The sequence below is a fragment of the Ureibacillus aquaedulcis genome (genome assembly GCF_030418165.1).
GTDB classification, from domain to species: domain Bacteria; phylum Bacillota; class Bacilli; order Bacillales_A; family Planococcaceae; genus Ureibacillus; species Ureibacillus aquaedulcis.
Genome location: NZ_JAUHTQ010000003.1, coordinates 186,882 through 207,497, shown reverse-complemented (window position 1 = coordinate 207,497; position 20,616 = coordinate 186,882). Strand labels below are relative to the sequence as shown.

Annotated in this window: 21 protein-coding genes; 17 read left to right on the top strand and 4 right to left on the bottom strand. The window is 39.5% G+C overall.

Annotated elements, in window-relative coordinates:
* Positions 1-112: 112 nt before the first annotated feature.
* Complete coding sequence (gene gabR, locus QYB95_RS05850) at positions 113-1,516, bottom strand: MocR-like transcriptional regulator GabR (RefSeq protein ID WP_301137330.1); 1,404 nt, start codon at positions 1,514-1,516, stop codon at positions 113-115.
* A 131-nt stretch (positions 1,517-1,647) separates the two neighbouring features.
* Between gabR and gabT the strand changes: the two genes are divergently transcribed.
* Both gabT and QYB95_RS05840 read left to right on the top strand, forming a co-directional pair.
* Positions 1,648-2,985, top strand: a complete 1,338-nt coding sequence (gene gabT / locus QYB95_RS05845) for a 4-aminobutyrate--2-oxoglutarate transaminase (protein WP_301137537.1) — start codon at positions 1,648-1,650, stop codon at positions 2,983-2,985.
* A gap of 3 nt (positions 2,986-2,988) precedes the next feature.
* On the top strand, positions 2,989-4,377 hold the full coding sequence (locus tag QYB95_RS05840) for an NAD-dependent succinate-semialdehyde dehydrogenase (RefSeq protein ID WP_301137328.1): 1,389 nt from the start codon (positions 2,989-2,991) through the stop codon (positions 4,375-4,377).
* A 207-nt stretch (positions 4,378-4,584) separates the two neighbouring features.
* On the opposite strand, the gene QYB95_RS05835 is transcribed toward QYB95_RS05840, so the two are convergent.
* Entirely contained in the window at positions 4,585-5,958 is a 1,374-nt protein-coding gene (locus QYB95_RS05835; protein WP_345783707.1) for a M20/M25/M40 family metallo-hydrolase, read from the bottom strand.
* Positions 5,959-5,991: 33 nt separating this feature from the next.
* Positions 5,992-7,530, bottom strand: a complete 1,539-nt coding sequence (locus tag QYB95_RS05830; protein WP_301137326.1) for an AbgT family transporter — start codon at positions 7,528-7,530, stop codon at positions 5,992-5,994.
* A gap of 1,649 nt (positions 7,531-9,179) precedes the next feature.
* Between QYB95_RS05830 and rocF the strand changes: the two genes are divergently transcribed.
* From rocF to QYB95_RS05755, 15 genes are all read left to right on the top strand, one after another.
* Positions 9,180-10,049, top strand: coding sequence for an arginase (rocF, locus tag QYB95_RS05825; RefSeq protein ID WP_425609182.1), 870 nt, complete (start codon positions 9,180-9,182; stop codon positions 10,047-10,049).
* A gap of 296 nt (positions 10,050-10,345) precedes the next feature.
* Positions 10,346-11,758, top strand: a complete 1,413-nt coding sequence (locus tag QYB95_RS05820; protein ID WP_301137322.1) for an amino acid permease — start codon at positions 10,346-10,348, stop codon at positions 11,756-11,758.
* A 630-nt stretch (positions 11,759-12,388) separates the two neighbouring features.
* Positions 12,389-12,649, top strand: coding sequence for a metal-sensitive transcriptional regulator (locus tag QYB95_RS05815; RefSeq protein ID WP_301137320.1), 261 nt, complete (start codon positions 12,389-12,391; stop codon positions 12,647-12,649).
* A gap of 60 nt (positions 12,650-12,709) precedes the next feature.
* Positions 12,710-13,057 carry a rhodanese-like domain-containing protein gene (locus tag QYB95_RS05810; protein WP_301137319.1) on the top strand — a complete coding sequence of 116 codons (348 nt, stop codon included), beginning with the start codon at positions 12,710-12,712 and terminating at the stop codon, positions 13,055-13,057.
* Between the two features lie 24 nt (positions 13,058-13,081).
* Entirely contained in the window at positions 13,082-13,378 is a 297-nt protein-coding gene (locus QYB95_RS05805) for a rhodanese-like domain-containing protein (RefSeq protein WP_301137318.1), read from the top strand.
* Between the two features lie 49 nt (positions 13,379-13,427).
* Positions 13,428-13,991: a sulfurtransferase TusA family protein gene (locus tag QYB95_RS05800; RefSeq protein WP_301137317.1), complete on the top strand. Its 564-nt coding sequence runs from the start codon at positions 13,428-13,430 to the stop codon at positions 13,989-13,991.
* A 29-nt stretch (positions 13,992-14,020) separates the two neighbouring features.
* Positions 14,021-14,416 carry a DsrE/DsrF/DrsH-like family protein gene (locus QYB95_RS05795; protein ID WP_301137316.1) on the top strand — a complete coding sequence of 132 codons (396 nt, stop codon included), beginning with the start codon at positions 14,021-14,023 and terminating at the stop codon, positions 14,414-14,416.
* Between the two features lie 116 nt (positions 14,417-14,532).
* Positions 14,533-15,660 carry an MBL fold metallo-hydrolase gene (locus QYB95_RS05790; protein ID WP_301137315.1) on the top strand — a complete coding sequence of 376 codons (1,128 nt, stop codon included), beginning with the start codon at positions 14,533-14,535 and terminating at the stop codon, positions 15,658-15,660.
* An 85-nt stretch (positions 15,661-15,745) separates the two neighbouring features.
* Positions 15,746-15,973 (top strand): sulfurtransferase TusA family protein, encoded by a 228-nt coding sequence (locus tag QYB95_RS05785; RefSeq protein WP_301137314.1) that lies wholly within the window; start codon positions 15,746-15,748, stop codon positions 15,971-15,973.
* Positions 15,974-16,049: 76 nt separating this feature from the next.
* Positions 16,050-16,826, top strand: a complete 777-nt coding sequence (locus QYB95_RS05780; RefSeq protein ID WP_301137313.1) for a sulfite exporter TauE/SafE family protein — start codon at positions 16,050-16,052, stop codon at positions 16,824-16,826.
* A gap of 110 nt (positions 16,827-16,936) precedes the next feature.
* Positions 16,937-17,272: a thioredoxin family protein gene (locus QYB95_RS05775; RefSeq protein ID WP_301137312.1), complete on the top strand. Its 336-nt coding sequence runs from the start codon at positions 16,937-16,939 to the stop codon at positions 17,270-17,272.
* 24 nt (positions 17,273-17,296) lie between these two features.
* Positions 17,297-17,542, top strand: a complete 246-nt coding sequence (locus QYB95_RS05770; RefSeq protein ID WP_301137311.1) for a glutaredoxin family protein — start codon at positions 17,297-17,299, stop codon at positions 17,540-17,542.
* Between the two features lie 81 nt (positions 17,543-17,623).
* Positions 17,624-17,857, top strand: coding sequence for a glutaredoxin domain-containing protein (locus QYB95_RS05765; RefSeq protein ID WP_301137310.1), 234 nt, complete (start codon positions 17,624-17,626; stop codon positions 17,855-17,857).
* 128 nt (positions 17,858-17,985) lie between these two features.
* Entirely contained in the window at positions 17,986-18,312 is a 327-nt protein-coding gene (ytxJ, locus tag QYB95_RS05760) for a bacillithiol system redox-active protein YtxJ (RefSeq protein ID WP_301137309.1), read from the top strand.
* Between the two features lie 180 nt (positions 18,313-18,492).
* Positions 18,493-19,896 carry an OmpA family protein gene (locus QYB95_RS05755; RefSeq protein WP_301137308.1) on the top strand — a complete coding sequence of 468 codons (1,404 nt, stop codon included), beginning with the start codon at positions 18,493-18,495 and terminating at the stop codon, positions 19,894-19,896.
* 209 nt (positions 19,897-20,105) lie between these two features.
* Here QYB95_RS05755 and QYB95_RS05750 read toward each other — a convergent pair whose 3' ends face one another.
* Positions 20,106-20,501, bottom strand: coding sequence for a DUF3237 domain-containing protein (locus QYB95_RS05750; RefSeq protein WP_301137307.1), 396 nt, complete (start codon positions 20,499-20,501; stop codon positions 20,106-20,108).
* Positions 20,502-20,616: the final 115 nt, after the last annotated feature.

The following is a 20,616-nucleotide window of genomic DNA, read 5'->3' as shown; positions in this document are numbered from 1 at the left end:
GGTTATTTAGCTTTAGCGTGCTAAATAGCCGTTTTTTATCTTGCGGTAAAATTCATATGTTTTATCGTCGTACAAACACAGATGTAAATGGCTTAGTGAAAATCGGCAAATGTTAATGTAACAGAACCTTTTTTAATCTTTCAACTGCGTTTGGGATATCTTCCGGCGCAATGTTTGCAAAGCCGATAATAATCAAACGATTTTTTTTAATAAGTGGAAGCGTATTTAACGAAAAACGCTTTAAAGTATAGAGTTCAAGCTTATGTAAATTTGCCTGTTCTTCAATTGTGGTATAACTTTTTTCTGTAAAGACTTCTACTAAAAAATGCAGTCCTGCGGGTATGTCATGGATCAAAATATGTTCCTCTAACTGTTCATGTAGCTGCTGGATGAGCAGGGTGCGAATCGTTTCATAATGCTTTGTCATTTTACGTACATGTTTTTCAAGCAGCCCGCTATCTATAAATTCTTGTAACGTATAAAGGGCAAGTATATTGGCTGGTTGAATTTCCAAAGAGAAATGTTCTTTGTATAATGATAGCCATTTTGGCGGAAGTACCATATAGCTTATACGAATGCCTGGCAAGAGCGTTTTTGAAAATGTTCCCATATATATGACTTTTTGATTATAGTCCAAGCTTTGTAACGCGGGAATGTTATCGGTTTGATATTTATATTCACTATCATAATCATCCTCGATAATATAACGGTCTTCCGACGCTGCAGCCCAGTTTAATAATTCAATTCGCCTTGAAATCGGCATGATTATTCCTGTTGGAAACTGGTGCGATGGTGTTGTAATGACGATATCGGCATTTGAATTAGTTAAATATTCTACATCAATTCCTTGTGCATCGAGCTGGATTAAATGCGTATTTATGTTCGCCCGCTTTAATAAATGATGATAGCGTGCATAGCCGGGATTTTCTGTCGCAAACGTTTTCCCTTGCTGCATATAAATAATTCGCTCCAATAAGCCTTGGCTCGTTGCATGCAAGACGATTTGCTCAGGCTCACATGTAATGCCGCGCGTTCGATACAGCATCTCTGCAATACTTTGGCGTAATAAATAGGGGCCTTGCGTATGTGGCATATCACCGAGTGAAGAGATATACGAATCATAAATTTTTGCCTGACACGATAACCATTTTTTAAATGGGAAAAGTTGTGGGTTTGTGTTCATATGGGACAAGGATAACCACCCTTTCCGTGTCTCTGCTTTTTCCTTGAGATTTGGTGGGAAGGATTGCTGCGTATTAGCCGCTAGTTTAAATTCCTGAATTTCTTCTACATAATAGCCTACCCGTTCGATTGTATAAATATAGCCTTCTTCCATTAGCTGTTCGTAGGCGGTTTTTACAGAGTTGATACTGACATTTAAAATTTCTGCCAGCTCGCGTTTTGAAGGGAGCTTACTATGTGCACGCAGTTCGTTTTGTAAAATTTGTTTTCGTAGCTGACTATAAATTTGTTGATAAATAAAACGATGATCAGATGTGAAATCAATACGAATCATACGAATCCCCCGATAAATAACTGTATATTCTGATTTAAATTATAAATCATGAAGGATGCGCACTGGTACCTTTTTTTATAAAAGTTGGACCTTTTTTTGTGAACCAAAAAATCAGATACTAGGACTATCAAATACAGCAATTTGCAAAGGGGATAATCAAGATGATTAAAGAAAACATTGCAGTTGAAATTGTAAACAAACGTAAAGAATTCGTCGTACAAGGGGTGAGCAATGGTTGTTTAGCTGTTGCAAGAGAAGCGAAAGGCTCTACAATTATCGATACGGAAGGTAACGCATGGATCGATTTTGCATCTGCCATTGGTACCTTAAATGTTGGTCATAGCCACCCAAAGGTAGTAGCAGCAGTACAAGCTCAAGTGGAAAAGTTTTTACACCCTGGCTTCAATGTAATCATGTATGATTCGTATATTAAACTAGCAGAAAAACTAGTTGAAATTACACCAGGTACACATGATAAACAAGTAATCTTATTAAACTCTGGTGCAGAAGCAGTAGAAAATGCGGTGAAAATTGCACGTAAGTATACAAAGAAACAAGGGATTGTCGCGTTTACAAATGGCTATCATGGCCGTACAAACTTAACAATGGGGATGACTTCGAAAGTAAAACCTTATAAATTTGAGTTTGGTCCATTTGCACCGGAAATTTATAAAGCGCCATTCCCATATGTATATCGCAAACCAGAAGGGCTAACAGATGAGCAATATGTAGATTTCATCATCGAACAATTCCATGATTTCTTCGTATCGACAATCGCACCAGAAATGGTTGCATGTGTTGTTATGGAACCGGTACAAGGGGAAGGCGGTTTCATCGTACCACCGAAAAAATTCGTACAGGCTGTTGCGAATTTCTGTAAAGAAAACAATATCGTCTTGATTGCAGATGAAATTCAAACTGGTTTCGCACGCACAGGTTCATTATTTGCAATCGAGCAATTTGATGTCGTACCAGACTTAATGACGGTTTCTAAATCTTTAGCCGCGGGGTTACCTTTAAGTGGTGTAGTTGGCCGCAAAGAAATTATGGAAGTATCAACACCAGGTGAATTAGGTGGTACCTATGCTGGTAGTCCAGTAGCATGTGAAGCGGCGCTAGCGGTTATTGATATCATTGAAGAAGAAAACTTATGTGCAGCATCAGAAGCAATTGGCGCCAAGCTAGAAGCACACTTGGAAACTTACAAAGCAAAATATAGCTTCATTGGCGATATTCGTCGCTTAGGTGCAATGGTTGCCGTTGAGTTGGTCGGCGACAATAAAGTGCCGAATAAAGAGGCAGCTACTGCAATTGCACAATACGCAAATGCGAACGGCTTATTATTACTAACTGCAGGTATTAAAGGAAATGTCATCCGTTTCTTGACACCATTAGTAATTACAGATGAAGAATTAGCGCAAGGTTTAGCGATTTTGGATGATGCTTTTGCAAACTATGGAGGGAAATAATCGATGAATCAGCTTGTTTACGTCAATAACCCTGCAAATGGGGAGTTAATTCATACGCTTCAATATGATACAGAAGAAGCCATTGTAACTAAAATTGAAGCTGGAGCAGTTGCATTTACATCATGGAAGCAACGCAGTGCACATGAACGCGCACAGTTATTAAACAGCTGGGCAAAATGTATCCGTGAAAATCGTCAGGAAATCGGCGAATTAATTACGCTTGAAAATGGGAAGCCATTACCTGAAGCATTAGGTGAAGTAGATTACGCGGTCAGTTATATCGATTGGTATGCAGAAGAAGCGAAACGTATTTATGGTCGTACAGTACCTGCACATGTGCCAAATAAGCGTATTACAGTGACAAAAGAGCCGATTGGTTTAGTAGCTGCCATCACACCTTGGAATTTCCCGGCAGCGATGATGACACGTAAAGCTGCACCTGCATTAGCAGCGGGTTGTACATTTATCGTTAAGCCAGCTGAAGAAACACCGTTGACAACGATTCGCTTAATTGAATTAGCACATAGTGTGGGCATTCCAAAAGATGCATTGCAATACGTGTTAAATGAAGGACCAAAAGTAGGTGAAATTTTTACGTCGCATAAAGCCATTCGCAAAATTACTTTCACAGGTTCTACGCCAGTTGGAAAATTACTGATGCAACAAAGTGCACAAACCGTAAAGCATGTAACGATGGAACTAGGTGGACACGCCCCGATTATCGTTGCAAGGGATGCAGATTTAAACGTAGCTGTAGAGCAATCAGTTACAGCTAAATTCCGCAATGCAGGTCAAACATGTGTATCACCAAACCGTCTAATTGTACATGAAGATATCGCGGAAGAGTTTACTAAGCTTTTAGTAGAAAAAGTACAGACATTAAAAGTTGGCAATGGCTTCGATCCAGGTGTAAATGTTGGGCCTATCATCAATAAGAAGGGGTTTGTCAAAATAAAAGACCAGATTGAAGATGCGGTAAACCGTGGCGCAACTTTAGCTTGCGGGAATGGCTATGATACAGATGATGAAAAAGGGTATTACTTTGTTTTGCCAACAGTTATTACAGACATACCATTAGATGCGAAAATCATGCATGAAGAAACATTTGGACCTGTTATTCCTGTTGTAAAATTCTCGACATTAGAAGAAGCCGTTACCATTGCCAATGATTCACCATATGGCTTAGCTGCGTACTTCTTTACAGAAAATTATAAAGATGGTTTATATTTAAGTGAAAACTTACATTACGGAATCATCGGCTGGAATGATGGCGCGCCATCTGGAGCACATATTCCATTTGGTGGCATGAAAGACTCTGGTGTTGGCCGTGAAGGTGGCTCTGAGGGGATTGAGCCCTACTTAGAAACAAAATATTTATCAGTAGGTGTGTAAAACCGACACATGATCCTACTAGTATAGAATTTAACTACTTTGTGGTTGGGACATAACTATCTTCAAATAGTGAAAAGTTGAATTTGAGTAAACTCAAATTCAACTTCTTGTAATTTTACGCACCTAATTATTCTATTACCTTAGTTGCTGGCTGGGGAGTTCAGGATTCAATATCCTCAAACTCCCCAAGCTTAACTAACGACTTTATTATTTACGTGCCTCTAATAATCTATGCTGTTCTGCTGCATACACCCCAAGTTCATGAATAACCTGGCAGGTACATTTGATGCCATTGAAAAAGTTGTCTAGTCTAAGATTCTCGTTCGGTGAATGGTTGCCTTGGTCAAAGTTTGCATAGGGAACAACGATGGATGGCAAGTTTAGAATCTTGGTCCATACATAATCAGGCAAGCTTCCGCCCAGGCTTGGTTGCAGCACCGGTTCCATTCCATAACCTTTTCTTACGGCATCTGTTACGACTTTGACTACATCCAGTTCAGCGGGCGTTCTGGATGGTTGCATAGCACCGATACGGGACACTTTCACACCAGGTGCAAATTTATTGACATGGGCACAAACCTTTTCATAAATATCATCAGGGTCCTGGTCTACTACGAGGCGTATATCCATTTTAATGGTTGCATTTGCAGGAATGATTGTCTTCGCCCCTTCGCCGCCATATCCACTAGTGAATCCAGCTATATTGAATGTCGGTTCCATTGTTAGTTTATGATAATAGGTTTCTCCATCCATATCCAGGTCATTATATCCGATTTGTTCGGCCACTTGTTCACGGTCGAAAGGGAGGTTCCGAATCAGTTCTTTTTCTTTTTCGGATGGATGACGGATATTATCATAGAAGCCCTCAATTAACACTTTTCCATCTCGATCACGCATCGTGTGCAATAAGTCGATTAGTTCCCATGCAGGGTTAGGGACGATGTTTCCTTTGTTGCCCGAATGGTTATCCCAATCTGCTCCTTTGGCTGTCAATTCCATATAGAGCATTCCTCTTACGCCAAGTAAAACAAACGGTGCTCCGGAAGAGTGCATTGGTCCATCCGATGTATAGACCAGATCGGCTTTCAATAAATCCTTATTGGTTTCAACAAACGAAGCTAGATTTCTGCTGCCAACTTCTTCTTCTCCTTCAATGACCATTTTTATATTGATCGGAAGTTCACCGATGGAATCCAGATAGGTTTTAATCGCCAACACTTGTGCCAGGAATTGTCCTTTATTATCCCCTGCGCCACGGCAATAGATTTTATTATCCCTAATCGTTGGTTCAAACGGAGGTGAATTCCATTCCTCCAGCGGATCTGCGGGCTGAACATCATAATGCCCGTAGATTAGTAATGTAAATGCGTTAGGATCTTTGATGATTTCTCCGTAGACAACGGGATGGCCGCCTGTCTCGATTAATCTCGTATTATTCAATCCTGCTTCATCCATCATCGCTTTTACTAGTTGGGCACATTCTTCCATCCCTATATTTTCGGCACTGATACTCTTCTGCCTAAGCAAGGTAAATAATTGCTCCAAGTACTCATTTCTTCTGTCTGCCAATAGATCATTCAATTTTGAACTCTCCATCATAACCCCCACTTTCCATTATTTTAAATACATATCTACCCCTGGTCCGACTGGAATTCCAAATAGGCCAAAGATGCATATCATGACGATCCAAACTAATAAAAATGCGATGGTATAAGGGAATATTAAGGAAATATGCGTCCCCAGCCCGGCCTTTTTATCATATTTGGTAATAAATACGAGCATGATCGCCACAAATGGATTAAGCGGCGTAATCATATTTGTTGCCGAATCCGCAACCCGGTAAGCGACCTGTATAAAGGCTGGATGGAAATCTAGCAGCATCAGCATTGGCACGAAGACTGGTGCCAGGACTGACCATAATGCAGTACCGCTTGTAATAAAGAGACTCAATACTGCCGTTAATAATACAAAAAGAATAATGACTGGGAAACCGGTAAAATTAATGGATTTAAGCAGTTCCGATCCGTCCACGGAAATCCAGATGGCCAAATTGCTCCATTGGATATAGGCAATAAACTGTGCAATGGCGAATGCCAGAACAATGAAGGTACTCATATCCTTGATTCCTTCAACCATGGAATTCGTTACATCACCTGAATTTTTGATTTTCTTGACCGAGACACCATATGTAATCCCTATCGTTAAGAAGAAGAATAGAAGGAACATCGTGATGCCATCCAAAAACGTGGAGGGAATGAATCCACCATCTTCATTTCTTAATGGACTGTTTGGGATAAATAAACATATAAGAACGAAACCAATATAAATTAATGCTGAGATCACTGTATTTCTTAAGGCTTTTGTCTCTAACGGCCCAACAGCTGAAATTGCTTCTTCCTGGCCGTTTCCTTTATAAGCTCCCAACTTTGGCTCAATAATGCGTTCCGTAACGAATGCACCCGTAATCGTCAGGACAAAAACAGATACACTCATAAAGATCCAGTTATCAATAGGGGTTACCACAATGTCACTACTGATGGTTTTTGCTGCATCTGTTGAGATTCCCGAAATAAGCGCGTCAAAATCCGTAATTAGAATGTTGGCAGTAAAACCAGCGCCAACACCTGCAATCCCGGCTGCCATTCCGGCCAAAGGATGCCGTCCAACCGCAAGGAAAACCATTGCCGCTAAAGGGGGAACTACAACATACGCCCCATTCGATGCAATATTCCCAAGGATTCCGATAAATAGCACTGCATATGTAATAATCGCTTTTGGAGCACCTAAGATGGTTTTCTTTATGGCCGCTTCAAATAAACCAATTTTTTGGCATAGGCCAATCCCCAACATTAATGCAAGGACCACGCCCAACGGGTTAAAGCTAACAAAATTGTCTATCGCTGATCCTAATATAAAGGCTAACCCTTCAGTAGAGATTAAACTTTTGACGAATATTTCTTCTCCGGTTCCTGGGTGTATAACAGAAACGCCAAAGGCATGGACCAGCCAAGAAATAAAGATACATAATAGAGCTAAACAGATAAACAAAACAAATGGATTGGGAAGACGATTCCCAATACGTTCAATTCCATTAAGAAGTCGAATAAACCCTTTTGGCTTTTCTAATTGAATTTTTGCTGATGGTTCTTGCAAGTCAATCACTCCTTTTTATAATATTTGAGAATAAGTTCGATGGAAAAGAAGTGTATACAGTCGACAGTTGATAAAAAAAGTTTGGCTTATTGTTATGAAAACAAATGGTTGTATCGAATCTAGTAATATGGTTTTTTGCACACTCAAAGTAATTCCAACAGTAAACTTATCAACCGATCATCCGTTATGTATTCCATCGATTTTCTAGACAACATTAAAGATGTAACCTTATGTAATCTTCCATCGAACTTTGGTCCATACTTCCGAGCACTTAACAAGTCTAGGTAGAACAAATTAAGCACACAAGAAATTAAATGATAATATCTAATATATAAAAAAATCTGAATATTGTAAATGTTATTCAAGGAAAAATAAATTGTATACAGGTTGAAAAGTTTAATTACCTTGAAAGGATAACCATTACAAACAATGATATTTTGCTATAAATATATTCTTGATTGGATGTGAAAGTAATGGCAATCACAAACAAAAGATGAGGGAAATAGTGGTGAAACAAGCCAAGTAGATTGGATTTGGAAATACACTGTGTTTAAGATGAAAAGAATCATTAAAGGGTAAAATCCTGAAGTGTGGAAAGGGGGATTACAGCAGGGACAAGCAATCATGGCAACGAGCGCCAATGAAACCGTATGCATCATTGAATCTAAACCACCACTGTTAAATAAGCTAAATGATGAAGGAATTTAACTCATAAACCATGGTTTATCTTATCGTATGAATGATAGTTTTAATGCAATCATGACTTATTTTAACAAAGATTTATATACAGTATTTTATGCATGCATTATATATAAACCCTTATATTTCATACAAAATACACCTTATAACGATACTTTTTGATTAACTAAATTAAAAATAATATAGAAAATATTAATTTTTATAAATAGTTAATGACAAATAAAAAATACTCCTTGTAGAATGCTAGAAAAGGAAATTTATTTTTTTAGTATAATAAATAGGGGTAGCACTAACTACGATTTGGCTGTAATTTATGAGTATGCCCTATGCTTTAGAAAGGCATTTGAAGAATACCATTGCCATGCATTGTGGATGCTATAAATATAGTCTTCTCGAATATCCCATTGCAATAGATATAATAGGCAAGTAGATAGAATAACTTCTAAGCCACCTCCTACGCTGTTCAACACTCGATTGGCAAACAGTCAATGTCCACCAATTAAAACTCCTCGAAACACTACATACATATGATCTAACTAAATCAATTTACCGATACAATATACTGTACTATCGAATAAAATAGTATTATTTTTAAAAAGTTTTTTAAACCCTGATAAATCTATGAAATACCTATATAAAAGCAAAAAATAACAATAAAGGCATCAACTAAGAATTGAAAAGTATGCAGACTATTCTGCATATATTTATTTTGATGAAGAGAGGCAGATATCGATAGGATAATTTGCTTGAATACCCCTATTTATAAGGGTTTTACCTATATTTAAACGTGTGGAAAATTTATATGAAATTATATGGAGAATATATATAATTTTATAAATATTCAAAAAAGTGTCCAGTTGATTCATCTATAAATTTGCTATTATACTAGGATAAAAATATAAAGGGGAGATTTGATCGTGAAAAAGGGGATTTCTATTATCGGGGTACCAATGGACCTTGGTCAAACGAGAAGGGGAGTAGACATGGGGCCAAGCGCCATCCGCTATGCTGGAGTAAGCGAAAGGCTTGAAAATCTTGGTTATGTGGTTCATGACGAAGGGGATATAAGAGTTGAGATTAAGGAAAGAGCCCAAACTGATATAGATACCAACTTGAAAAATTTGAAAGCGGTAGCAGAAGGCAATGAGAAATTGAGCGAGAAAATAGATGAAATCATTCGCTTGAATCGATTCCCTTTAGTTTTAGGAGGAGACCACAGTATTGCCATCGGAACATTAGCGGGCGTAGCAAAACACGATGGAAATTTAGGGGTCATCTGGTATGACGCCCATGGTGATTTAAATACAGCAGAAACCTCACCTTCGGGAAATATACATGGTATGCCATTAGCCGTAAGTTTGGGAATCGGACACCCTGCTCTAACTAATATTGGAGGGTATTGCCCGAAAGTGAAACCGGAGAACATTGTCATTATTGGGGCTCGTTCCTTAGATGAAGGGGAAAGAGAACTAATTAAGGAAAAAGGGATTAAAGTATATACAATGCATGAAATTGACCGATTAGGCATGACTAAAATAATGGAGGAAACCATTGCTTATTTAAAGGAACGTACAAATAGCGTGCATTTATCACTTGACTTGGACGGACTTGACCCAGCAGAGGCACCCGGTGTGGGTACGCCGGTTGCAGGAGGCATTAGTTACCGCGAAAGCCATCTTGCTATGGAAATGCTATTCGACGCTAGTATCATTACATCTGCCGAATTTGTAGAAATCAACCCCATATTAGATGAGAGGAATAAAACAGCTGCTGTCGCTGTCGCCTTAATGAGTTCATTATTTGGAGACAAACTGCTTTAAGAGGATTAAGTTTGTTATTGAATTTGGCGTAAATGAACATAAAGAATGAACCTTCAACCAGGAGGGATTTTCTTTCCCCCTCCCCATGGTGGTAGAACTACAAATCTGATGTCCCTCTCTATATCTTCAGTTGTCCATCCTGTGGATCGAAGTGGGGAATCTTGACGTTGCTTTTAATGCGATAAATTAACTAAACATGAAGAGGTTAGGAGATTACTGAAAATCTCAATCTTTAAGTACTTAATCACTAAAAGTGGAATCGCTTTCAGAATAACTAAACTTAAAGGAGATCAGCCATGGAAGCTTCAGAAAACAAAACGTATGAATTAAAGCGGAGTATGAAGGCAAGACATTTATTTATGATTTCACTTGGGGGATGTATTGGTACAGGATTTTTTCTTGGCTCTGGCTACACGATTCAGCAAGCCGGGCCGACCGGTGCTATTATCTCCTACTTAGTAGGTGGTTTTATCATGTATTTAACGATGCTTTGTCTTGGTGAACTATCAGTCGCCATGCCGGTCTCCGGTTCGTTTCAAGTATACACAACGAAATTTATCGGTCCTGCCACTGGTTTTTCCGTTGGATGGCTCTACTGGTTAGGCTGGGCAGTAACAGTCGCCCTTGAGTTCCTGGCAGCGGGACAACTTATGCAACGATGGTTTCCTGAATCCCCTGTTTGGATGTGGTGTGCCATTTTTGCTGCTTCCCTCTTTCTGCTCAATGCCTTATCAACAAAGGCATTTGCGGAATCGGAGTTTCTGTTCTCAGGCATTAAAGTATTAGCTATTGTTATCTTCATTGTAATTGGCGGCGCTGCCATGTTTGGTTTTATTGATATGGATAATGGACAAGAGGCACCCTTTTTCTCTAACTTTTTCGCTGAAGGTCTCTTCCCGAATGGGGTAACCGCACTACTTATTACGATGATTACGGTGAATTTTTCGTTTCAGGGAACAGAATTAATTGGAATTGCTGCAGGAGAAAGTGAAAATCCCGAAAAGACAATTCCCAAATCTATCAGACAAACCGTTTGGCGCACTCTTTTCTTCTTTGTGTTATCCGTTTTCCTGCTCGCAGCTATGATTCCGATGGAGCAAGCAGGAGTCGTGGAAAGTCCATTCGTTGTTGTTCTGGAAAATATAGGAATTCCGTATTCAGCTGATATTATGAATTTTATCATTCTTATAGCTCTTTTATCGGTTGCCAATTCTGGTCTTTATGCAGCGACACGTATGCTGTACTCACTTTCTACACAAGGAATGGCAAGCCCACGGTTAGGTAAGGTAAATCATAGAGGCGTACCAATGAACGCGTTGCTTATTACGCTTGCAATAGCTGGTTTGTCCTTATTATCAAGTGTAGTAGCTGCAAATACTGTATTTGTTTGGCTACTTTCCCTGGCAGGACTGGGAGCACAAATCGGCTGGATTGCCATTACTGCTTCCCAGCTTGCATTTAGAAGAAGATACATCCAGGAAAGCGGAAAAGTAGAAGACTTAAAATTTAGAATACCACTTTATCCGTTTCTTCCAATTGTGGCCTTACTGGCAAACTGTATCGTTATGATTAGTCTGGCATTTGATCCCACGCAACGAATGGCGCTATATTGCGGGGGAGCATTCTTTATCGGTTGTTTTGTAGTTTATCACTTCAAGGTGAAGAAAAATCAGCAATCCCAGACAGATTTACAGGAAATCGAATTATAGTTGGATAGAAATCTTTATGTTACCTAGTGTACTTTCACAATTCGATTCCAAAGCTCAAAAGATAGAGGAATAATAACCGCGATTCGCTTTTCACGAAAGATAGTAAGGACGAGATGGTGGAATCAATTCCAAACAAGGGGAGAGAAGATGTATGAATCTGATTCTTCCACAAGCATATAGGCTAACCAAAGTGAAGATGGTTCCATTCAAAATAGTTTCTTTTTTCAAGAAGTAAGTCCTGGCATAGAAATCACGGATAAAGTTGTATTCGATCTTTCACCAGAAATAGGTGAAGCCTACAGATTTACAATGTCAAGTTCAGACTGGCTTCTGCGGTACTGATACAGGAATCATATTTACAATAACTATGGAAAAGTCGCTCCCGTGAGTGGCTTTTCTTGTTGAATGCAATTTCAATAACCTACATAGCCGAAATTGGGTGCACTATATGAACAATCCTAAATTAAAGTGTGTTTGGTATGTTTTGTTCAAGGCGAATGTGGTATGACCCTATAGAGACACCTCACACCTTCTTTTAAAAAACTTCGATTTATGTGTTGACATTATACCTGCGGGGGTATAATATGTGTATATCAGCAAGAGAAATTGAAACAGAAGGAGGCGGCATAAGTGAATTCGTATGATGTGAAAATACAGAATCGGATCAAGCGAATGGAAGGTCAGCTTCGGGGGATATTGAAAATGATGGACGAAGGCAAAGACTGTAAGGCCGTCATCACTCAATTATCAGCTGTCCGTTCAGGTGTGGATCACACGATTAATGTTATTTTAAGTGAAAACTTAAAAGAATGTCTCCTGGGAGCGAAAAGTAGTGAAGCTACCCATGAGTCCGTACAAGCAGCAGTGGATTTGTTAGTTAAAAGCCGCTAACTTATCAACTTTTATTTTTAAGTAAAAATATACCCATCACGGTATAATAGGAGGGTGTTAATGGAAATTTGGTTTATTGTTGTGATTGCGATTGTTTTTATTTTTTGGCGTATGCGACCGGCAAAAGGAATAAATACGATTTCGACTGATGGGCTAAAAGACATAGTGAACGACAAAGATAAAGTATTTGTTGATGTGCGAACACCTGGTGAATACCAATCTCGCAATATTCGCCAGTTTAAAAATATTCCGTTGGGATCCGATTTTTCAAAGCTTCCGAAGGATAAAGAAATCGTGGTCATTTGTCAAAGTGGCATGCGTAGCGCACAGGCTTGCAGACAATTAAAAAAACTAGGATATGAACACGTCACGAATGTCCGTGGCGGCATGAGTGCCTGGAGAGGTTAAAAATTGAATTGGGAGGGTTATGAAATGAAAGAGATTAGTGCAAAAGAGGTTCAACAACGTATCGAAAATGGTGAAATGCTAAATCTGATCGATGTTCGTGAAGTGGATGAGGTACAAGCTGGCCATATTCCTGGAATCACTCATATTCCACTGGGATTGCTTGAATTCCGAACGCATGAATTGGATAAAAATAAGCCGTATATCATGGTTTGCCGTTCGGGTGGACGCAGTGGTCAAGCAACGCAGTATCTGGAAAGCCAAGGTTATGATGCAACGAATATGACAGGTGGTATGCTCTCTTGGGAAGGGCAAGTTGAATAAATTTTTTTGCTAAAAATAATACCTGTATAGGTATATGGAGGTTTGTTGGATGTCATTAAAAGCAGATGTACAATTGGATGCAAAAGGTCTCGCATGCCCAATGCCGATCGTCAAAACAAAAAAGGCGATGGTTGGTGTAAATGATGGTCAAATCCTGGAAGTGCAGGCAACGGACAAAGGTTCTCTTGCCGATCTCAAAGCGTGGTCTGAAAGTGTTGGTCACCAGTATATCGGCACGAAAGAAGAGGATGGTGTCTTACTGCACTACATCCGCAAAAGTGGGGATGACAAAGGGATAGAAAAGAAGTTTGAACAAACGATTGCCAACGAAGAAGTAATCGACCGAGCAGCTAACGGCGGGATGATTCTCGATGTTCGTGAAGAAGCGGAATATGCATTTGGTCATATTGAAGGTTCGAAATCAATCCCAATGGGTGAATTGGAAGACCGTTTGGATGAGTTGGATAAAGATCAGGAAATTTACGTGATTTGCCGTACGGGAACACGCAGTGATCTGGCTGCACGTAAACTGTCGGAAAAAGGATTTGCCAAAGTGTATAACGTCATACCGGGAATAGGTTCCTGGAACGGCGATTTATCAAAAAAAATATAAAAAATTAAATGTATTGGAGGAATTTTATTATGTCTAACAAAGTAGCAATTATCGCAAGTAATGGTGGGTTATTTGACGCTTATAAGGTATTCAATATTGCAACGGCTGCAGCCGCAACGGAAAAAGAGGTAGCGATCTTCTTCACGTTTGAAGGGTTGAATTTAATTCATAAACAAGCGGTGCAGCAATTACCGATGCCGGAAGGCCGCGAACATTTCGCTGAAGGATTTGCAAAAGCGAATGTTCCTTCCATCCCAGAATTACTGGAAATGGCGCAAGAGATGGGCGTTAAATTCATCGGATGCCAAATGACGATGGACGTAATGGGCTTATCAAAAGAAGATTTTGTTGATGGTATTGAAGTTGGCGGAGCGGTTACATTCCTTGAGTTTGCGAAAGATGCAGCACCTACCCTAACATTCTAATAGCAATTCGTGAATTGATAAAAATGCCTAATCTCGGATGAGTAGGGAAAACTAGTGGAAGGGGAGACCCTTCCACTTAAAAAAATCAAAATTAATACCTTAGGGGGTAATATGAAATGGCATTTGTTAAAATGACGGCAGCACAAGTTGCCCGTAAAGTAATTGAAAATCAACCACTATTCATTTTGGATGTACGCAACACAGATGCTTATGAAGACTGGCGAATTGAAGGACACAACTTCGATTATTTAAATATTCCTTATTTCGATTTGCTGGATGGAGTTGAGGAAATCCTCCCTAAACTTCCTGCGGAAAAGGACATTTTAGTAGTTTGTGCAAAAGAAGGCTCATCATTAATGGTAGCCGAAATGATTTCAGATGCTGGACGTGATGTCTATTATCTTGAAGGCGGCATGAAATCATGGAGTTCCTACCTGGAACCGATTAAAGTTGGAGATTTAACGGGTGGTGGTGAACTTTATCAATTTGTTCGCCTGGGTAAAGGGTGTCTTTCTTATATGGTGATTTCTGAAGGAGAAGCAGCCATTATTGATGCTGTCCGTTTCACGGACGTATTCACAAACTTTGCGAAAGAGAAAAATGTAGAAATCAAGCATGTCTTTGACACACACTTACATGCAGATCACATCTCGGGTGGTCGTCATATCGCTGAAGCAACAGGGGCTACTTATTATTTGCCGGCAAAAGATGCAGAAGAAGTAATATTTGACTACACACCTCTTGAAGATGGTTTGACAGTGAAAATCGGCGCATCTCAAATTGAAGTAGGCGCACTTTACTCACCGGGTCATACAATCGGCTCAACATCATTTATCGTGGATGGCAAGTATTTACTAACAGGTGATATTTTATTTATCGATTCAATTGGCCGACCTGATTTAGCGGGTCTTGCGGAGGATTGGGTAGGCGACCTTCGCGACACATTATACCGTCGCTACCGTGAATTGGCGGAGGATTTAATTGTGCTGCCGGCCCACTTCATGATTATCGAGGAGTTAAATGAAGACGGGACTGTAGCAAAACGATTAGGTGATCTATTTGCAGAAAACCATGGCTTGAACATTGAAAGTGAAGATGAATTCCGTCACACGGTAACGGATAACTTGCCGCCACAACCGAATGCCTATGAACAAATTCGTCAGGTCAACATGGGTAAAATCAGCCCGGGGAATGATGAACAAACGGAAATGGAAATCGGTCCGAACCGATGTGCTGTACGTTAATGAAGGATAATTAATTGAAAATATTCGGCAAGGAACGGAGAGAATTCCTTCCTTGCAAACTTAAAATAAAAAGGAGAATGTTGAGATGGAAGTAAATCAAGTTTTAGATGCAAAAGGATTATCTTGTCCAATGCCAATTGTACGAACAAAAAAAGCAATGGACACAATGGAATCAGGTCAAATCATTGAAGTACAAGCGACAGATAAAGGGGCGTTGGCCGACTTAACTGCCTGGTCAGCTGCAGCGGGCCATACCCTTTTGGAACATAAAGAAGAAGCAGATGTATTAACGTTCTATATTAAAAAAGCTTAAAAAGTGGGTTGTTCTACGACTCACTTTTCAACTTAACTAGTTTAATGAATGTAACTCATAGAAAGAAGGAAGCAACATGGATAGTAATTATGTAATTGTCCTTTTTGCTATAGGGTTTATTGGTTCTTTTCTTTCCGGGATGCTCGGCATTGGAGGGGCGATTGTCAAATACCCAATGCTTTTGATGATTCCGCCAATCTTCGGATTTCAAGCTTTGACCGCACATGAAGTCTCCGGAATCAGTGCACTGGACGTTTTATTTGTATCGATTGCAGGTGTCATCGGATTTCGCAAAGGTGGTTATTTAAATAAATCATTGATTACCGTTATGGGTAGTTCGGTGCTGCTTGGAACATTCATCGGCAGTATCGGATCGCAATATCTATCGGAAGAACAAGTCAACATTGTATACGGGATTCTAGCATTGATTGCAGCCATCCTAATGTTCATCCCAAAAAAGGAGATTGATGAGATTCCTTTGGATGAAGTCTCTTATAACAAACCGCTTGCCGCGGTGCTCGCATTTATTGTCGGGATTGGCTCTGGCGTGGTAGGTGCTGGGGGCGGATTCCTGCTGATTCCGATTATGTTGTTAATTCTTCGGATTCCTACAAGGATGACCATAGCATCCAGCTTGGCGATTACCTTTATTTCGTCCATTGCCGGGTCGATCGGTAAACTAGCAACCGGTCAGGTAGATTATGTGACGGCGGTTATCGTGATTCTTGCCGGAATGATTGCAGCTCCAATTGGTGCAAGGATCAGCCAGAAAATGAATACAAAGGTTCTGCAAGGGATTTTAGCTGCTTTAATTTTGGGAACAACTATTAAAATATGGATCGATTTATTGTAAAAAGAGATAGAAGAATGGCAATATAAACTAGGGGCAAGTCCCTTGTTTAACAGTTGGATACCAAGGGAAAAATGAAAGTGTTTGAAGTGTCCCTTTAGAGGAGGAGCAGCATGAAAAAACTAACTGAACTAACCAGCCTGGAGATGGTGGAGGAGTTTCTTGAAAAACACGAAATGAGCTTATTATACTTTTCAACACCGGACTGCAGTACGTGCCATGCCATATTGCCCAAGCTAAGGGAACTCCTGGACGAATATCCACTGATTCATCTTGGGCATATCGATGCCAGCCAGTTAAAAGCGGTAGCTGAAAAATTTTTGATATTAAGTGCGCCGATCATGCTTTTAATGATTGATGGAAAGGAATATGTACGAGGGGATCGATTTGTTCGCTTTGAATTATTGAAGGAAAAATTAGATCAGATATACAATTTGTATACTTCCTAAATCATAAAATAGAGGCCAACCGAAATGAATCAAAGTATAACGCTCTATAGCACCGCCATGTGTCCGGTCTGTGCTATGGTCAGGGAATTTTTAACTGACCTGAATATTGAATATAAAGAGATTAATGTAGATCTTCACCCGATAGAAATGCTGAAACTCATTGGGAAAACGCGAAGATTCTCCGTTCCTCAAACCAATATCAATGGTTATTGGATTTTTGGATTTGATCCGGTTCGCATCCTCGAGGTGCTGAATGCTGACGTGAAATAATTAAAAGAATATAAAAATTTTTAGTTATAAAAATACCTGGCAGGGTAAATGAATATCAATAAAGATAATGGAGGTTTTAATATGGAGAAAAATGTTACAGTATACACAACAACGACATGCCCTTATTGCACAATGGTGAAAGGATTCTTGTCACAAAACAACATTCCGTTTAAAGAAGTCAATGTGGAAAATGATCCGGCCATGATGCAAAAGGTTGTAGATCAAACAGGCCAAATGGGCGTTCCTCAAACGGAAATTGATGGCAAGTGGGTTTTAGGTTTTGACCCTACGAGAATTCTTGAAGCACTTAAGTAATAAGTTTTGATGGGCTAAAAGTGCAGAGGTTGCAGAATTAGTTGCAGCTTCTGCGGTAGCCTGTTATACGAGAACCTTTATCGTATGAATTGATATCGTGGGCAAAGAATATTGGAGGTTAAACTAATATGAAGCGGATACCATCGATAGAAGCTTGGCGGGAATTGTTGGATAATTCGAAAGAACAGCCTTTTCTTCTATTTAAATTTAGCACGACATGCATCATCAGCTTATCAGCTATGAAAGAATTACGGGCGCTTGAAACAGAACTACCTCAATACATAGTCGTTGTACAAGAGGACAGGCTTCTCTCGAAAACGATTGAAAAAGATTTGGGCGTGAAACACGAATCACCCCAACTTTTAATCTTGAAAGATAAAAAAGCGATTTGGCAGGCTACTCATTCTAAAGTGAAAAAATCGCTCGTAAATGAAGCGCTTAGAATGTATCTATAACTTTACTCATTAAAATTTGTCTAAAGACCTTCTAATTTAACCGATCAGGAGGTTTTTTAATTTGTAGTTTGCGTGAAAGTTTGCGGGGAGAATGCTATTTATCCTAGGACTAAACACTTATTCCAAAATTTACAAATATCCTTTAACGTTGATAGAGAATTGGTAATTTAGGAGGGAACTATGAAGAGAATAACAACCTGGTTGTCACTAATTTTGCTAGCAATCTTTCTCTTGGTTGGATGTGAAAGCAATGGGGAAACCCAGTCAAAAGAAGAGGAAAATAGTGATGGTACAAGCTTAGTAGATGCAGAACAAAAAGCAGGGTCAGAAAATCAAGAGGATGAAACAAATCCTACCGACATCCAATTAAGCGGAGAAGTAGTAAACGAAAATGGTAAGTTAACAGTCAATGGGAAAAGTAATTTGATGGAAGGTACGATAGTAGAAATTGATTGGCTGGATCGGCCGTTTTCGGTTCGAAATCCGATTTGCCTTCTTTGTGATAAAGGTACCGAAGTTGATGAAAATGGGGATTTTACATTTGAAATCCCAACAGATTTAAAGGATAACGGTTATGTTTTAGTCACGATGGAAGTTGTGCTTGGCGGATTGGCGCAGACCGACGAGGTGAAGGCTGTTTATGGCGAGCATGGGGAGAACTTGGAAGGACCTTTTGTCTACAAACATGAAATCATAGACGAAGAATACCAGAAAATCTTCGCTTCAACCCTTGTAATGCCTGGTGGGGAAGAAACCGTTTATCCGATTGAGACACCTAAAAGGGAAGAGGTTCCCGATGATTATGGCAGCACGGATGTATGGGTCGAAACGGAATTAACGAATGATCATCACTACTTCTATGTAAAAGGGAAATCCAACTTAATAGAGGGAACAGAGATGGTTGCTTCCTACTTTTCATCGGAAGAGGCTGCTGTTGCGCAAAATTGGATAAGCTCCAATGCCAATGTGGTTAGCGATGGGTCGTTTTCATTACAGGTTCCATATGACACCATTACGGAAACCGGTTATCTCGTTATTACTTCGAAACCCAAAAGTTCGCATATTCTGCAGACAAAAATGAATGAAACTTACGGAGAATCCTTTGAGAGAATGAGTGGTGAGCAGGTAGTTCCAAATGAAGAAGGCGGGAATATGATTGAAATCATCCTTCATCCGGAACCGCCAATTGTAAATGCTCCGGAAGAAACGACTCTTACGACGGATGGGGAAGAAACAAAAATCCAATTACCCGATGACATCTTGTTTGACCATGATCAAAGTGATTTGAAAGCTGACGCCCAAAAAACATTGAATGAGTTGATTCAAAATCTAGCAACATTGAAGGCGGATACCGTGATTCAAATTAATGGTCATACTGATGATACAGGGGATGACCAATATAATCTGACGCTATCAGAAAAGAGAGCCGAAGCGGTTGAAATGTATTTGCAAGAAAGCGGAAAAGTCGGCCACATCAAGATGAGTACAGCAGGATACGGTGAAACAATGCCGCTCGCATTAAATAATTCCGAGGAAGGCAAAGCAAAAAATCGCCGAGTCGAAATTGTGATTAATCCGAAGTAATTATATAGGCTATAACCTTTTTACTTGGCTTATGCGCCGCGGTATAACAGCCTAAAATAATCCATAAATAAAATGTCCATTCAACCTTTTATAAGAAAAGGTGAATGGACATTTTTTTATTCTCGACATTACCCTACTTTATAAAATTTCAGCAAGACATTTTCCTTTAACCTGCTGGCATTGCAAATGAAGATGTGGTCTTCCAGCCATTAATACTTTATATCATAGGTTTCAAATTTGGGTACTGTCATGAAGTAGTAGAGGCTCGGATCGATAAATTTTCCTTCTTTTACTTGTTGAACGTATTCCTGTGGAACTGTACGGATTCCATCGTTTTGAATGTAGATAGTCGCACCATCCTCCAATTGGATCGCATATCTAGCGGATAGTTCACACTTTCCATCGTTACGGATGATTTGGCTATCTACCCCGCCCGGCAACACTTTTCCTGAAAAATTAGGACCGCTTACCTCTCCAGAAGTTATTCTGATTAATTGCCTTCTTCCATTTTCAACGTTCTGGCCCACTAAAATAGGTTGTTCCACAGAAATGATTATTTGAAACACTTCCTCTAGGGCAGGGACGTTCATGTCATCAATATTCACTGGTAAACACTCCTTTTAAAATATAGTTTTTTCATAATCGTTTTGGGAGAATAAAAAATTGGATTTTCTAGTTGTTCTCTATTTTACCAGAGTTTCTCTCATAGAATTAGAAAAA

Coding starts and splice junctions, on each gene's coding strand:
- gabR (WP_301137330.1), bottom strand. CDS start 1,516: ATGATTCGTATTGATTTCACATCTGATCATCGTTTTATTTATCAACAA.
- QYB95_RS05840 (WP_301137328.1), top strand. CDS start 2,989: ATGAATCAGCTTGTTTACGTCAATAACCCTGCAAATGGGGAGTTAATT.
- rocF (WP_425609182.1), top strand. CDS start 9,180: ATGGACCTTGGTCAAACGAGAAGGGGAGTAGACATGGGGCCAAGCGCC.
- QYB95_RS05820 (WP_301137322.1), top strand. CDS start 10,346: ATGGAAGCTTCAGAAAACAAAACGTATGAATTAAAGCGGAGTATGAAG.
- QYB95_RS05810 (WP_301137319.1), top strand. CDS start 12,710: ATGGAAATTTGGTTTATTGTTGTGATTGCGATTGTTTTTATTTTTTGG.
- QYB95_RS05805 (WP_301137318.1), top strand. CDS start 13,082: ATGAAAGAGATTAGTGCAAAAGAGGTTCAACAACGTATCGAAAATGGT.
- QYB95_RS05800 (WP_301137317.1), top strand. CDS start 13,428: ATGTCATTAAAAGCAGATGTACAATTGGATGCAAAAGGTCTCGCATGC.
- QYB95_RS05795 (WP_301137316.1), top strand. CDS start 14,021: ATGTCTAACAAAGTAGCAATTATCGCAAGTAATGGTGGGTTATTTGAC.
- QYB95_RS05790 (WP_301137315.1), top strand. CDS start 14,533: ATGGCATTTGTTAAAATGACGGCAGCACAAGTTGCCCGTAAAGTAATT.
- QYB95_RS05785 (WP_301137314.1), top strand. CDS start 15,746: ATGGAAGTAAATCAAGTTTTAGATGCAAAAGGATTATCTTGTCCAATG.
- QYB95_RS05780 (WP_301137313.1), top strand. CDS start 16,050: ATGGATAGTAATTATGTAATTGTCCTTTTTGCTATAGGGTTTATTGGT.
- QYB95_RS05775 (WP_301137312.1), top strand. CDS start 16,937: ATGAAAAAACTAACTGAACTAACCAGCCTGGAGATGGTGGAGGAGTTT.
- QYB95_RS05770 (WP_301137311.1), top strand. CDS start 17,297: ATGAATCAAAGTATAACGCTCTATAGCACCGCCATGTGTCCGGTCTGT.
- QYB95_RS05765 (WP_301137310.1), top strand. CDS start 17,624: ATGGAGAAAAATGTTACAGTATACACAACAACGACATGCCCTTATTGC.
- ytxJ (WP_301137309.1), top strand. CDS start 17,986: ATGAAGCGGATACCATCGATAGAAGCTTGGCGGGAATTGTTGGATAAT.
- QYB95_RS05755 (WP_301137308.1), top strand. CDS start 18,493: ATGAAGAGAATAACAACCTGGTTGTCACTAATTTTGCTAGCAATCTTT.